Annotated in this window: 15 protein-coding genes; 13 read left to right on the forward strand and 2 right to left on the reverse strand. The window is 37.3% G+C overall.

Features of this window, described 5'->3' with window-relative positions:
* Positions 1–10 precede the first annotated feature (10 nt).
* From DYI25_RS05185 to DYI25_RS05235, 11 genes are all read left to right on the forward strand, one after another.
* Entirely contained in the window at positions 11–553 is a 543-nt protein-coding gene (locus DYI25_RS05185; protein WP_213367370.1) for a GNAT family N-acetyltransferase, read from the forward strand.
* 506 nt (positions 554–1,059) lie between these two features.
* Complete coding sequence (locus DYI25_RS05190) at positions 1,060–1,842, forward strand: GNAT family N-acetyltransferase (RefSeq protein ID WP_213367371.1); 783 nt, start codon at positions 1,060–1,062, stop codon at positions 1,840–1,842.
* A gap of 483 nt (positions 1,843–2,325) precedes the next feature.
* The gene (locus tag DYI25_RS05195; RefSeq protein WP_213367372.1) at positions 2,326–2,751 is read left to right on the forward strand and encodes a DMT family transporter; all 426 of its coding nucleotides are present in this window, start codon (positions 2,326–2,328) and stop codon (positions 2,749–2,751) included.
* A 38-nt stretch (positions 2,752–2,789) separates the two neighbouring features.
* Positions 2,790–3,488 carry a Crp/Fnr family transcriptional regulator gene (locus tag DYI25_RS05200; protein ID WP_213367373.1) on the forward strand — a complete coding sequence of 233 codons (699 nt, stop codon included), beginning with the start codon at positions 2,790–2,792 and terminating at the stop codon, positions 3,486–3,488.
* Positions 3,489–3,506: 18 nt separating this feature from the next.
* Entirely contained in the window at positions 3,507–4,001 is a 495-nt protein-coding gene (locus tag DYI25_RS05205; protein WP_213367374.1) for a DMT family transporter, read from the forward strand.
* Between the two features lie 102 nt (positions 4,002–4,103).
* The gene (locus DYI25_RS05210) at positions 4,104–4,244 is read left to right on the forward strand and encodes a hypothetical protein (protein ID WP_213367375.1); all 141 of its coding nucleotides are present in this window, start codon (positions 4,104–4,106) and stop codon (positions 4,242–4,244) included.
* A gap of 137 nt (positions 4,245–4,381) precedes the next feature.
* Positions 4,382–5,812: an alanine/glycine:cation symporter family protein gene (locus tag DYI25_RS05215; RefSeq protein ID WP_213367376.1), complete on the forward strand. Its 1,431-nt coding sequence runs from the start codon at positions 4,382–4,384 to the stop codon at positions 5,810–5,812.
* Positions 5,813–6,805: 993 nt separating this feature from the next.
* Positions 6,806–7,732, forward strand: coding sequence for an ABC transporter ATP-binding protein (locus tag DYI25_RS05220; RefSeq protein ID WP_213367377.1), 927 nt, complete (start codon positions 6,806–6,808; stop codon positions 7,730–7,732).
* On the forward strand, positions 7,729–8,820 hold the full coding sequence (locus tag DYI25_RS05225; RefSeq protein WP_213367378.1) for an ABC transporter permease: 1,092 nt from the start codon (positions 7,729–7,731) through the stop codon (positions 8,818–8,820). The genes DYI25_RS05220 and DYI25_RS05225 overlap by 4 nt, the downstream gene beginning before the upstream one ends.
* Before the next feature lie 367 nt (positions 8,821–9,187).
* Positions 9,188–9,403 carry a helix-turn-helix domain-containing protein gene (locus DYI25_RS05230; RefSeq protein ID WP_213367379.1) on the forward strand — a complete coding sequence of 72 codons (216 nt, stop codon included), beginning with the start codon at positions 9,188–9,190 and terminating at the stop codon, positions 9,401–9,403.
* Between the two features lie 112 nt (positions 9,404–9,515).
* A complete protein-coding gene (locus DYI25_RS05235) occupies positions 9,516–9,752 on the forward strand; it encodes a hypothetical protein (RefSeq protein WP_213367380.1) in 237 nt (78 codons plus the stop codon).
* A 238-nt stretch (positions 9,753–9,990) separates the two neighbouring features.
* Here DYI25_RS05235 and dcm read toward each other — a convergent pair whose 3' ends face one another.
* Both dcm and DYI25_RS05245 read right to left on the reverse strand, forming a co-directional pair.
* A complete protein-coding gene (gene dcm, locus DYI25_RS05240; protein ID WP_213367381.1) occupies positions 9,991–11,436 on the reverse strand; it encodes a DNA (cytosine-5-)-methyltransferase in 1,446 nt (481 codons plus the stop codon).
* A 208-nt stretch (positions 11,437–11,644) separates the two neighbouring features.
* Positions 11,645–12,091 carry a hypothetical protein gene (locus DYI25_RS05245; protein ID WP_213367382.1) on the reverse strand — a complete coding sequence of 149 codons (447 nt, stop codon included), beginning with the start codon at positions 12,089–12,091 and terminating at the stop codon, positions 11,645–11,647.
* Between the two features lie 112 nt (positions 12,092–12,203).
* On the opposite strand from DYI25_RS05245, the gene DYI25_RS05250 reads away from it, so the two are divergent.
* Together DYI25_RS05250 and DYI25_RS05255 are read left to right on the forward strand one after the other, a co-directional pair.
* Positions 12,204–12,488, forward strand: coding sequence for a hypothetical protein (locus tag DYI25_RS05250; RefSeq protein WP_213367383.1), 285 nt, complete (start codon positions 12,204–12,206; stop codon positions 12,486–12,488).
* Positions 12,489–12,638: 150 nt separating this feature from the next.
* Positions 12,639–14,132: an ATP-binding protein gene (locus DYI25_RS05255; RefSeq protein ID WP_213367384.1), complete on the forward strand. Its 1,494-nt coding sequence runs from the start codon at positions 12,639–12,641 to the stop codon at positions 14,130–14,132.
* Position 14,133 lies beyond the last annotated feature (1 nt).

Genomic DNA, 14,133 nt, shown 5'->3' on the forward strand with positions numbered 1-14,133 from the left:
GGGGCTTTGTATGTTTACTGCAGAGGTTAGAAGGCCGAAAACTGAGGATAGTGAACAGCTGAAAAATTTTTTTAGAACAGTTATTACAGATACGTTCATTAATGAAGGCATTGGTGATCAAATAAATGATATGAATGAGGAAATTGACGTAAAAAAAAGATATTTAGAAAGTGATTTTGAAAGCAATGGTGAGATGAGATATTTTTTAATTGCTTTATATGGAGAAAAAATTATTGGTTCAATTGAATATGGCCAAGCAAATGAAATCATAAGAAATTGTACAAATAATGCTTATGAAGGTCTTGTGGAGATAGGTACAGTATTTGTTCATCCTGACCACCAAAGGAAAGGTGTAGGGAATTTACTATTGAAAGCAATGTATGCTACATTGCGAAAAAAAGGAATAGAAGAATTTTGCTTAGATAGTGGATATAAAAGTGCACAATCCATCTGGAAAAAGAAATTTGGAGAACCTGATATTCTATTAAAGGATTATTGGGGCAAAAATTTTGATCATATGATTTGGAAAGTGAAAATCAGCGAAATAGAATAGGGTTTTCTTTTGGGGTCGGCTGCCAATCATTTTGGCAGCCGACTCCTTTGCTTCTTCTTAAAAGTGGATTTTCTTTTCGGGTATTTTAACAAGAGTGGTAAGAGTAATCACTTCGTGCACATACACTCAGTATTAACTGTCTTTATGAGGTGGCTCATCGTATTTGCCTGGGGACCAGTGCAGCAAATGTATCAGCAAAAGGACTGCAATTCCTGGTCATCGGATGAGTCTTGCATACAGTAGAAGCCAATTTTTTATGTATGGGCGGGTTTCAGTATCACCTTGCCTAATGGCATTCTCTTAATGTGCAGCATGATGTGGAGCTCCTTCTTTTGCTCTTGTCTGGAAGCAGAAGGTACATCCCCACTTTTCCACTTACTCAGTTGTCAGTCCATACCACTAAATATTGAAACGTCTCTATAACTTGGATAATTATGCTAAAATCAAATATAGATATCTTTGTTATCTTGTTTTTTCAAGAAAGTTGACTGAGGGGAATGAAATACATGATAAATAAAATATTTGATTTGGAGTTTGCTTACCTTGATACCTTTACTGCTCGTCATGACAGGGAGTGGGGTTTTCTATTTTTAAATGAGGACCAGCCTGCATATTATGATGCGAATCATGCCCATATTCGCAAATTAGTTGATCATCCTGAAAATGTTGTTGATGAAGTCATTTCCTTTTATAGAGCAAAGAACATTATTCCGAGATTTTACATATACACTCCAGATCAACAACCTGATCTGTTAAGTGAATTAAAATTAAAAGAGTTTGGATATGAGGAATTACCAAGTCCTGTACAATTATGGGATCAAAAAGTGATTAACCTGGAAAGAAATGATGCTATATCGATTGAAGAAGTTACGGAAGCAAACTATCAAGAAGCATTAGAAATCGAATGCAGCATCAAAGAAATCGGCGGCCGTGAAGTTCGAGAAAAAGCCTTAAAGGAAGAGTTTGATAATCCTGCATATCAACACTTTTTATTAAGGTACAATGGTGTCGCCTGTTCCACCGCCTGTATCTTTGCTCATGGCAGCCAAGCACGAATGGAGAGTGTAGCTACACTAGAGGAATACCGAGGAAAAGGATTGATTGGCTACATTATTCAACATATTCAACAACAAGTACAAAAACAGGGGTTTGAAAACCTATGGGTGTTTCCTATAAATGAACAGGTTGAAAAGGTATACAATCGCTATGGGTTTGAAACGGTCATGACACTAACGACAGGCCATGCCTTTTTAGGCGGAAAAAGTATTACCGAAATTCAAAATCGTTGAAGCTAATCATGACCTTAGTCGCGTAAGGTTCCTGCGAAAAAAACTACCCTGTATCGCCCAAATGTTTGCGTAGATCATTTATTAATCAACTTATGGCCGCTGCATTTTAAGGATGTTGCTGTGCATTGAGTTTCCGGTAGTAGCCAGGGACATAAGGGCCTTTTAAGCCATTTCAATCATTACAATAAGAAGTAATAATATCCCTAGAAAACAACTAGTTGTCCCAAAGCATGAAGCAATGCGTTCAATTTGCCATCCAGCTGAATGGGTATGAATTGGTTTAAAAAATAATTTAACCATATGGCTGAACAGGGAAATGCCTGGTCAGCCCTTTTTCTGTTTTTATCAATAATCAACATCTTCTAGGCTTGAAGGATTTCCTTATTTGAGTAATGTTTTTCTAGTTTCAGGACATATGTCCTTCCCGTATCCTCCCGTTCTGTCATTTAATTGATTTATACATCAAGGATGGGGGAGAAAAGAATGAAAGGTTTTATTTTTGCTTTTTTAGGAGGAGCTTTTATCACTCTTCAGGGAGTGGCTAATTCAAAAATCAGCCAGGATATTGGAACATGGCAGACGGCTGCAGTTACCCAATTTACTGGATTTTTAGCTGCTTTGTTTATCTTGATGTTTGCCGTAAAAGGAAAATGGCAAGTGCTGAGTAAGGTAAAGCCGCTTTATTTAATTGGCGGCACGTTTGGAGCCATCGTTGTGTTCGGAAATGTGACCGCGATCCTTTATATCGGCGTTACTTTAACTGTGTCTGCCATGCTGATCTCACAGCTTGGGATGACGTTCCTGATTGACAGGAATGGATGGTTCGGTGTTAAGAAGCAAAAAATGAAGGTACCGCAGCTGATTGGGATTACAATGATGGTAGCAGGTGTCATGATCCTCGGTTTGTAACTGAGCTGTTAACATGATAAAAAAGGCAGGGAATGCTTATGAAAGAAATAACAGCATTTGAAGAGATAGAAGCGTATTTGCAATCTCACAAGATCGAATCTTTATTTAATGAGGATATAATTCCTTATTTATCCCTATATGAATTTGAAAAAGGGGAGCAGATCTGTTCCCAGGGTGAGGCTGTCGAGTATCTATATATACTTGTTAAGGGGAAAGTGAAGATTTTCACCACTTCAGAAGAGGGGAAGACATTGATCCTTTCATTTAAAACCCCGCTTGAAGTCATTGGGGATATTGAATATGTCCAGGAGATTGACACGATCAATACGGTTGAGGCCGTTTCTCCTGTCGTGATGATCGGAGTCCGGCAAAGTGTGGTGCGCAGATTTTTAAAAGACCACTCTCCATTCCTGCAATTCTTGCTTAAAATCATTACAAGGAAATTCTATATCAAATCCCAGTTCATGCGCCATAACATCATGTATCCCGTAGAGACCCGATTAGCCAGCTATCTCGTATCTGTCGCCTATGATGAAAATGAAGCGCTGGTCAATGGGAAAGTAAGCACATCAAATCTCACTGACATCGCCAATTTAATCGGAACAAGCTACAGGCATCTTAACCGGGTGATAAAGGAATTCTGTTTGAATGGATTGGTGGAACGCGACAAAGGTGCCATCCTCATCAAGGATTTGGAAGGACTCAAGCTGGTCGCCAAGGAAAATCTGTATGAGTAAGAAAACGGAGGTAATTGTATGGTACTTGGATTATTAAGTGCAGTCATGGCTGGCACGCTAGTCGGCCTACAGAATATTTTCAACAGCAAGGTCAATGAAAAAGCGGGTTCATGGACGACCACGACATTAGTATTGGGGTTAGGCTTTCTGGCATCCTTCATTCTCGGACTCTTCTTTGAAGGCAGCCAATTATTCAATTTACAAAAAATGGAATGGTGGTACTGGATCAGCGGATTGATCGGAATCGGTGTCATTACTGGTATCGTGCAGGGCATAAGGTATCTGGGGCCGACCTTTGCGATTTCCATCGTATTGACCTCACAGCTCGCATTTGCAGTATTATTTGATTCACTAGGTTGGATGGGGCTTGAGAAGGTTCCTTTCACCATGAAACAACTTCTGGGTGTAGTGGTCATTCTAGGTGGAGTGATTGTTTTTAAGTGGAGTGAAGGACGGGAAGATAACGTAAAAGTTGAAGCTTCCCGGCTTGATCAAAAAGCAGGAGTATCATAATAGATAAGGAAAACATTTAACGGCAGTTTCAATGACTGCCGTTTTTGATTTTATGTTTTGAATCACATTTTGTCTATGAAAATGATGTGAGATTGAATCAGTATGTCATCATTGATCATCAAGGAGAAGCCTTTCCGAAATTGGTTCAAGGGATTTACGAAGGAAACAATCATCCATGAGCTGAAAGTGGCTGGATTTCACAGCTTTGAAATCTACGCTGATGTGCTGTCACGACCTATTTAATACGACAGCCAGGCCACAATGAACCATTGCAACATTTTATATAATAATAAAAACCTATTGACTTTTATCTGAAATTTCCGCATAATTCATATCAATCACAATAAATCGACATATTTCGACAACAAGGGGGAGACAGCATGGATTTCATACACAACATCGTCAATGATTTGAACAACATTCTTTGGTCCTATCTATTAATTGGACTATTACTGGGGTTAGGATTGTATTTCACGATTCGTATGAAGCTTGTCCAGATTTTGAAGATCAAGGAAATGTTTAATGTACTAAAGGACCGAAATGAAGGGATTTCTGATTCTGATCAGAAATCCATAACATCTCTACAGGCGTTTTTCATTGGCGCGGCAACAAGAATCGGCACTGGAAATGTGGCAGGAGTAGCCATGGCGATTGCTGTAGGCGGTCCAGGGGCTGTATTCTGGATGTGGATTGTGGCCATTCTTGGCGGAGCAAGTGCTTTTGTCGAAAGCACATTAGCCCAAATCTACAAAGTGAAGGATAAAGAAGGCTTCAAAGGTGGACCAGCTTACTATATGCGCAAGCAGCTCGGCTCTAAATGGCTAAGCTCCATGTTCGCACTTGGGATTATCCTTTCTTTTGGATTAACGTTTAATGCTGTTCAAAGTAATACAATCACTGCGGCATTCACAAATTCTTTCAAACTAGATGGTTCAATTGTCGGAGTCATTTTGGTTCTATTGACAGCGCTCATCATTTTTGGTGGTGTCCATCGCATTGCGAAGTTTTCAGCAATCGTTGTTCCAATCATGGCTGGATTCTATATTCTGCTTGCAGCCTATGTCGTTTTAACGAACCTTTCAGCTGTTCCAGCTGTTTTTGCCTTAATCGTGAAGAGTGCATTCGGAATGGAACAAGTAATGGGCGGTGGTATTGGTGCTGCAATCATGATGGGGGTCAAGCGAGGTCTGTTTTCAAATGAAGCTGGAATGGGGAGCGCACCGAACGCAGCAGCAACTGCGGTTGTGTCACACCCAGCAAAACAAGGATTTGTCCAAGCCCTTGGGGTTTTCTTTGATACTTTGATTGTCTGTACCGCGACTGCCTTTATCATTCTTTTATCAGATTCATACACAACTGGCCTTCAAGGAGTAGAGTTAACTCAGGCTTCAATGGCTGAACACTTTGGAAGCTGGGCAAGCACTTTCCTGGCAATCGCCATTTTTATGTTTGCCTTCAGCTCAATTATCGGCAGCTACTATTATGGTGAAACAAACATTGAGTTTGTTCATAAGAGCAAGCTGGCATTGCTAGTTTATCGAATTCTGGCGCTTGGTATGGTCATGTTCGGATCTGTTGCAAACCTGCAATTCGTGTGGGACTTCGCAGACTTGGCAATGGCCGTTATGGCATTAACGAACCTGGTAGCCATCGCACTACTTGGAAAGTATGCATTCAAAACGCTCGATCATTATTTAGAGCAAAGAAAACAAGGTTTAGACCCAGTATTCTATGCGGATGATATCGAAGGGTTAAAAGGAGTAGAAAGCTGGCCATTGCGCGAGGAAAAAAAGGTAAGGAAGATCAGTTAATAATCATATTCACAAATCAAATCTTTTTAAAGAATAAATAATTGATCAAATGAAAAAGGAGCATATCAACATGATATGCTCCTTTCTTTGTTTTAAATTCTTTTACAAGGTAAAGTCATAAATAAAAGACTCATTATATAATATAGTGGAAGAAATGGAATAAGAAATTTGTAGAACCAGAAATTTTATTAGAGGATTATTGGAGTAAAGATTTAGATAATATTATTTGAAGAGTGAAGGTCAGCGAAATAAATGAATCAGCTCCAGACTGATATCACTGATTTTGTTGATTAGAATTGAGTGAAAAGCTTGCTAAGAAGTTCTCGATAATAACTTGATAGAATCGTAAGAAGAAAGAGGCGTGATCGATGGAAGAGATAAGAGTTGCCCCAGAACCTGATCGGTATTCAAATGATTCATCATTGTGAAAAAGTATCCTGGCAGCAATTACGACCAATCTATCCTCATCACCACCCATTGGGATAGTCATTGATTTGTTCCAACTCCAAAGAGAAACTGGAGAACATCATTCAAACATGCAACCTGGAAGGATTCTACTGTAATGAGAAATCTACTGTATTGAGAAAACGGGGATTTATCAGAGTGTGAGTAATGTGAAAAGAAATGAGTAAGATTATTAAAAGGGAATTGGGCATAAATTAAGTAAAGAGAATCAAACCTGCGGCAGCAATTAGACTGTCGCTTTTTTTGTGTTTTAGAAATAATATTGTATGAGAGAAACAAATGATCATTATAATGCTGGTCAATCTTTTTCCAGAGGTATCTAATGGTCTTAAAAAGGAGTATTACCGTTGGAAGAAAAACAGACCATTTAAAAATGTTTTTCAATACCGTTTGAGACGAGTCCTTGAAGGATTACAGATCTTTTTATGGAATTTAAATAGGGACCTTATAATATACGCTGATTCACATAGAGTTATTGAAAAAAATGAAATCAAAATAATCACAACTGCCATTCAATGGAGGCTTGTCATGAATAATGAAAGTATAGTAGATGTAAAAGGATTGAAAAAACGATACGGCAGCTTTACGGCTGTTAAAGGAGTTTCTTTTCAGGTCAAAAAAGGAGAAATTTTCGGCCTGCTTGGTCCGAATGGTGCTGGCAAAACGACCACGATTGAGATGTTAGTCGGCCTGAGAAAGCCAGAAGAAGGAACGGCAACATTATCGGGCTTCGATGTGATAAAAGAAGTGAACAAAGTCAAAGAAGTGATCGGTGTACAGCTTCAGTCGACGTCCTTGTTCGAATTGTTAAAAGTAGAAGAAATCCTGAATTTGTATGGAAGCTTTTATCCGACTCACGTGGATATCGATGGATTAATAGGCGATATGCTGCTGACAGAGAAGAGGAAGGATCGAATCAAAGGACTATCGGGTGGACAAAAGCAGCGTCTTGCTATTGCATTAGCTCTTATCCACGACCCGGACATCGTGTTTCTCGATGAGCCAACAACTGGTCTTGATCCGCAGGCAAGAAGGACTCTTTGGGACATCGTCCTCCGGTTGAAAGAGCGAGGAAAAACTATCATTCTCTCGACGCATTACATGGATGAAGCCCATGTGCTCTGTGACCGCATTGGCATCATGGACCAGGGTGAACTTATCGCACTTGACACACCAACGAATCTCGTGAAAAAACTGCAGTCCACAAGCTCAGTGGAATTCCATTTAAGCAATCCACCAGAGCAAGACTGGTTTATGAAAATGGATGGAGTAGAGGAAGTATCGATCAAAGACAACTTTGTCCAGTTGTATACGGACGATGTTCAAGTCACCTTGACCTCCTTGATTCATGCATCTGCAGAACATCAGTTCAAAATTGAGGATTTACAAACTAGATCAGCGACATTAGAGGATGTATTCATCCATATGACTGGAAGGAGCATCAGGGAATCATGAGAGCTTATTGGCAACTAACGCTGGCACAATTACGGATTTTCTCACGAAACAAACAGGTTTTGTTTTTCACCTTACTTTTTCCGATCATTCTGATGCTGGCCCTTGGAACTTTTGCCGGAAATGACAGCAATCTATCTTTATCAGTTGGCCTTATTGACCTCGATCAAACAGCTGCTTCAAAGAAATTAACAGAACGTTTTTACAAAAATGAGGGGCTTGAGGCGAAAAAGTTCAAAAGTGTCAAAAGCGGGAAAGAAGCCCTGAAAAATGGAGACATCCAGCTGTTCATGGAAATTCCAAAAGGATACGAAGCAAAACTGGAGGAGCATAATGAGACCTCAACTCTTCCTGTCTATTATAATGAAAAAAACCTCACAACCTCAGAGCTCGGCCTAACAGTTGTTAACGGAATCATTGATCAATACAGCAAGGATCTCACAGACTACAAGCCGGTCGTAACGATTGAAAAAGTGGGAATAGAAGCGCTGACCATCCGATATGTGGATTTCCTTGTTCCAGGAATCGTCGCCATGATGATCATGAGCAACAACATGAACGGAGTCGCAGGCCAAATTTCTGCCTGGCGTGAAAGAGGAATTTTGCGAAGAATGCAAGGAACGAGACTGAAAGCCTCCACCTTCATCGCCGCACAAATCACCGCCCGCCTGCTGCTCAATGGAACGCAGGCACTGCTCGTCGTCCTTATCGCCCATTTCGTCTTTAGCATTCATGTGGCTGGTTCCTGGCTTGCCTTGATCTTCTTCATCATCCTTGGCACACTAGCTTTCATGGCACTCGGTTTCATTATCGCCGGAATCGCTAAAAATCCGGAAAGCGCAGGACCGATTGCCGGATTCATTACGTTCCCGATGCTGTTCCTCGGAGGAGTCTTCTTTCCGATTAACAATATGCCCGACATCATCCAGCCAATCGTGAAAATCCTGCCAATCGCCCATTTGAGCTCTGCATTGAGGGAGACGATGAACCTCGGTACACCATTCCTTCAATTAGGGACAGAAACACTTATCCTTGGTGGTTGGTTAATTGGCGGCTTTATTGTGGCAAGTTATGTGTTTAAGTGGGAGTAGGACAGTGAATTGTTTTTTTGTGAAAAGAGTGGGTATCACTATTAAAATGCAAATGGCAGCAGTTTGTCATCACTGGGAGCTAAGGGGATGTTCCCATGCTTCGCGATAGAATAAGGGTTCTAATCAAGGAGGGATAAACTTTTATTTCTTCATTTGATGTTTGGAGCTGATCGTATGGAAGAAAGGGTTCAAGCTAAACAACAAAGCTGACCCTTAATAAAATTTAATTTGAACTGAGCGACAGCTATAGTCTGTCGCTTTTTTGTTGTTCTGGATCAATTTTGCGCTAGGGAAACAAATGGTCATTATAGTGCGTGGTCAACACTTTTCCGTAGGTATCTAATGGTTTTAAAAAGGAGAAACCGCCTTGGAAGAGAAACAGGCCATTAAATTCGGCCACAAACTAAAAATGTTACGCAAAAAACAATTCCTAAGCCAAGAAGATTTAGCAGAATTGAGCAAGCTCGATCGAAAATACATAAGCAATTTAGAAAGAGATGCATCTAGTCCAACACTTGATAAATTGTACAAACTAGCCGCAGCATTCAGCATAACATTTTTTGGAACTGAGTCAGGAAATTAATGAAGTAGCAGAAAACCAAAATTACCTTATCAGGGAAACAAAAGAAGCAGAAGAAATAAAGGCTATGCAAAAAAATAAGAAGCGATAGATCCCTATCCCACTGGAGGTAACTATGCAGACAGTAGATTTTGTTGAAAGAAAAGTATCTCGATTTATAAATGAGTATAATGATGAGATTGAGATGGGAATCATTAAATATCAGGATCATTATAAAGTAGTTGTGACTATATGCCAGGAAGAACCACCGTTTAAGGACTTTATTGGAATTGGCATAGATAGGCGGAGGGGGAGGAGAGCGGCTAGGAAAGCTTTAAAAGGTTTATATTTGGAAGCGTATAGTGAGGAATAGAAGCACTGGCCTATTGTGAATGAAAACAAAATTATTAGTGTCTCACTTGCATAAAAATGTGAGCCTTATCCATTGACGGAAAAGGCTCTTTTAGTGGTGACCAAAGAACAGATTAAATTGCTACTCCGCTTCCCGAATGAGACGCAAGAACCGTCCCCATGTCTCCCCCTCTGAAATAACTCTGTATTACTTAATGGAAAAGTTACCAGAGTACAAAATTTAAAAAACTGATTTATGATCAGTGTCTTAAGTTTGACACCATTAGTTCTTTGCTTTCACTGTTATTGGGTAGAACAGAATTTTGATTTAATAAAGTGAATAGATTTTCACCTTTAACAGTATATCCTATAAATTCTTCTTCATTTACCTTTATTAGGACCACTATATCTCCACAATACTCTTCGGAAAAATAAGGAATGTTTTTCCCAATGTGAGTAAGTTTGTAATTGAGGTTTTTTTTATTACCATTCCATTTCACTTTACTATGAGTTAACTCTTCTAATTGCTCCCAATAAATCTTAATACATTTCTCCTTACTTTCCCCAATAATACCAGGAGTTTGAAAAAATAAGTGCCATGCATCATTACTAATAGTTATACTTCCAGAACGAGTTAGAGATGCTTTAAAATCATCTGAAGAAATAATTTTTATATAAAAGTCTTTATAAAAATCAATCCGGTTAATTACTTCATTAAGATAATTTTCATCAACTAATAAGCCTCTATAGTAATTTGGATTATGTCGTTCTTCTTTTAACGCATGAAGCATTTTTTGTGCAATTTTCTTTACTACAGGTACCGCCACCGAGTTACCTAGCTGTTTATAGGCTGCCCAATCAGAATCTGCAATTTTAAATGAATCAGGGAAACCTTGAAGTTTTGCACACTCTCTTGGAGTAAGCCGTCGAGGGTTTTTATTTTCTCCCTGGCTAATTAGGATTTCAGAGCCATCCTTATAATACCTAGCAGATAAGGTTCGCGAATAACTAGATGGATCAGCAAGCCCAAATCCAAACCCATTTCCTTTTTCTTTATGTTTTTGTGCATAGCTTTGAAGATAGTTCCATAATTTATCTGACAAAGTATATTTTTCTTCGACTTCTTTTTCTAAGATGTCATTTAATACAGGCCCTTTTGTTGGAAGGGTTGGGAATTGAAATTCAATGTTTTTTTTGAATCCAACAATGTAGATTCTTTCTCGGTGTTGTGGCAGAACTCCTTTAGCATCGATAACTTTTGTATAAACTCTATAGCCTAATTCTCTCTCTAAAGTTCTCATTATTACTTTAAAAGTTTTACCGTTATCATGCGACTTTAAATTTTTGACATTTTCCAATAAAAAAGCTTTAGGGCGTTTTTCTTTTATTATTCTTTTTATATCAAAGAAAAGAGTTCCCTGAGTTTCATCTTCAAATCCGTGCTTTACACCTAATGCATTTTTTTTTGAAACACCTGCTAAACTAAATGGCTGGCATGGAAATCCAGCCAATAAAATATCATGGTCTGGAATATCTTTCTCATGTATTTTTGTTATATCTCCATAAGGTCTTTCACCGAAATTTTTTTCATATACATCTTGTGCTTTAGAATCCCATTCTGAAGAAAAAACACATTCACCACCCAATTCTTGAAAAGCTAGCCTTATTCCTCCTATTCCAGCAAATAAATCGATAAATTTAAACATTCATATTGCCTCCAGATTGGATCTTATAAAAGAATTATCATAACAATCTATTATAGCATAGAAACTATTCGAACTTACGTTTGTTTTTCGTAACTAGGTTACCAAAAATAAAAAAATTGCAGACTATGGTAAACATTGAAAATAAAAATAAAAAAATAGATAGAGTGTTTAATGACTCTTTCTATTTTTAAATTGGTAATGATAAAAATTAAACACTTCGGTACTTAAAAGTAGTCCCAATCCTTTCAAGAGGCCCAAATAAAGAGAGTAAATTCTCCTCTAGCTTGCCGCCTTCTTGGATAATTATTATATTAATTTCTCCATCACTTTGCAATGAGACTATAAGTAAATCACCTTGATTTGCATTATCCATAACATAATTACTCTTAAAATAAAGTCTATATTCAGTTCTACTTGGATGAGCTTCTCTTGCGTCATACCAAGTAATAGAACCAGTTGTTGATATTTCACTTCCGTCTCTATCATGGTAAGTAAATTTTACACTTTGGTTATTAATTCTAATATCTCCAAGTAGTTTTCTGAGATCCCGGTTCCCATTTAATTCATGTTGATTTGAGGTTCTCTTATCGACTTCAACTTTACTTAAGCGTTTAATTACTAAACCGATTAGTTTTGAGTTAAAGATTTTATGCATAATTACCTCCTATAAGGGTTCAAGATAATGTAAAATATATATATATAAATCAATCATAATGAAATAGTAATTATTTTACAAACGAATTATGTCATTAAACAAGGTGAGGAAGTTGAAAACAGTTGCTGTTTATTATATGGAGAATAAGGGTTTATCTACGCGCATAGCATTGAATAACATGAAGGATAAAGTTAAAAATGAAAATTGGATAATCAGAGGGGTATTTATTGACAAAATGAACGAATATGAGGCTTTAATGCACGTTTTAACGAATGAGTTTTCTAAAATTGATATATTATATATATATACTTTAGACTCAATAAAAGATGATTTTTATTGGGATATTTTATTGGAATCAACACGTGTGGACAGTGTCCAAATTATAGAGTATAAATAATAAAAAAGTCATCTGGCAGATGGCTTTTTGTGTTATTAAACAAGAATTTTTGATTTTAGAAGCTGTCGACTTGCATTTACATATATAGTAAAATTAATAGATATATATTATTTATTATAAACTATTGAAAATGTAGGAAGGCGATAAACAATGATAAAGGAAGAAAATTTTGAAATAGCTGAACCTAAAGCTAGCTCATTGATTCATTCAATAAGATCATTTGGTTATGATTTATCAACAGCTATCGCAGATATAATTGATAATAGTATAACTGCAAGAGCAAAAAATATTTGGATTGACTTTAACTGGAATGGACAGGATTCCTGGATATCTATTAAAGATGATGGAATAGGAATGAATGAAGAAGAATTAATTAATTCCATGATCTTGGGTTCCAAAAATCCCTTAGAAGAAAGAGCAAAAAATGACCTTGGTAGATTTGGATTAGGATTAAAGACTGCAACATTTTCTCAATGTAAAAAGTTAACTGTTATTACTAAATCTTCAAATGACGATGTTTACGAAAGGTGTTGGGACCTAGATTATATAACAAAAACTGCTCAGTGGAGACTACTCAAAAAAGGTTCTGACTTAGTTAACCATGAAACGTTAAATAATCTTGAGAATGGAACAGTTGTTATATGGGAGAAGCTTGATAGAATTATTGATCAAGAAGTTGAAGTAGAAGATAATAGAGCACATGATGTGTTTTTAAATAATGCTGCCGCAGTGAAAAAACACTTAGCAATGGTTTTTCATAGATTTTTGGAAGGTCCAAACAATATAAAAATATGGTTTAACAATAGATTACTAGAACCATGGAATCCATTTGCCATTGCTATCCAAGCAACAGAGTTGCTTACTATAGAACCCTTATTCGTTAATAGAAAAAGAATAGAAGTAAGACCATATGTTTTACCTCATCATTCTAAGTTAACGACACAAGAACATGAAAAACTCGCAGGTATAAATGGTTGGAATGCTCATCAGGGTTTTTATGTGTATAGAAATAAAAGGATGTTAGTTGCTGGAGACTGGTTAGGTTTAGGCTTTCAGAAAGAGGAACATTATAAGCTTGCGAGAATTCTTATTGATATTCCTAATGATCTAGATGAAGAATGGTCTATAGATGTCAAAAAGTCTAAAGCTCGTCCTCCCCATAACTTACGGCAGGACCTGAAAAGGATTGCAAAAATCACTAGAGAAAGAGCTTCAAATATCTATAGACATAGAGGGAAAATTGTATCACGAAATATTGATATGGATTTTACGTATGTTTGGGAACAAAGCCTTAAACATGGTAAATATTCTTATCAAATTAATCGAGAGCACACCCTAATAAAAAGTCTAATGAAAAACGTTAGTATAAAGTCTGATTTAAGTGCATTGTTAAAACTCCTTGAAGAGACAATCCCAATTCCTACAATTATTATGAATTATTCTGAGCAACCAGATAACCTAAAAGGTCCATTTGAAGATGCACCACCAAAGGAACTAATTACTGTGTTAGAAAGAAATATAGATTCCTTATTAAAACAAGGAAATAATTTAAATGAAATAAAACAAAGGTTATTGCATATGGAACCTTTTGACCTTTATCCGGAGCTAGTTGTATCTTGTTGTGAAGCTAAATTGGAGGTTTAAA

It is taken from the genome of Mesobacillus boroniphilus, assembly GCF_018424685.1.
In the GTDB taxonomy this organism is placed as follows: Bacteria; Bacillota; Bacilli; order Bacillales; family Cytobacillaceae; genus Mesobacillus; species Mesobacillus boroniphilus_A.

Excerpts from the sequence above, each read along its gene's own strand:
- DYI25_RS05205 (WP_213367374.1), top strand. The coding sequence starts at position 3,507 with ATGGTACTTGGATTATTAAGTGCAGTCATGGCTGGCACGCTAGTCGGC.
- DYI25_RS05245 (WP_213367382.1), bottom strand. The coding sequence starts at position 12,091 with ATGCATAAAATCTTTAACTCAAAACTAATCGGTTTAGTAATTAAACGC.
- DYI25_RS05220 (WP_213367377.1), top strand. The coding sequence starts at position 6,806 with ATGAATAATGAAAGTATAGTAGATGTAAAAGGATTGAAAAAACGATAC.
- DYI25_RS05210 (WP_213367375.1), top strand. The coding sequence starts at position 4,104 with ATGTCATCATTGATCATCAAGGAGAAGCCTTTCCGAAATTGGTTCAAG.
- dcm (WP_213367381.1), bottom strand. The coding sequence starts at position 11,436 with ATGTTTAAATTTATCGATTTATTTGCTGGAATAGGAGGAATAAGGCTA.
- DYI25_RS05200 (WP_213367373.1), top strand. The coding sequence starts at position 2,790 with ATGAAAGAAATAACAGCATTTGAAGAGATAGAAGCGTATTTGCAATCT.
- DYI25_RS05235 (WP_213367380.1), top strand. The coding sequence starts at position 9,516 with ATGCAGACAGTAGATTTTGTTGAAAGAAAAGTATCTCGATTTATAAAT.
- DYI25_RS05215 (WP_213367376.1), top strand. The coding sequence starts at position 4,382 with ATGGATTTCATACACAACATCGTCAATGATTTGAACAACATTCTTTGG.
- DYI25_RS05225 (WP_213367378.1), top strand. The coding sequence starts at position 7,729 with ATGAGAGCTTATTGGCAACTAACGCTGGCACAATTACGGATTTTCTCA.
- DYI25_RS05195 (WP_213367372.1), top strand. The coding sequence starts at position 2,326 with ATGAAAGGTTTTATTTTTGCTTTTTTAGGAGGAGCTTTTATCACTCTT.
- DYI25_RS05190 (WP_213367371.1), top strand. The coding sequence starts at position 1,060 with ATGATAAATAAAATATTTGATTTGGAGTTTGCTTACCTTGATACCTTT.
- DYI25_RS05185 (WP_213367370.1), top strand. The coding sequence starts at position 11 with ATGTTTACTGCAGAGGTTAGAAGGCCGAAAACTGAGGATAGTGAACAG.
- DYI25_RS05255 (WP_213367384.1), top strand. The coding sequence starts at position 12,639 with ATGATAAAGGAAGAAAATTTTGAAATAGCTGAACCTAAAGCTAGCTCA.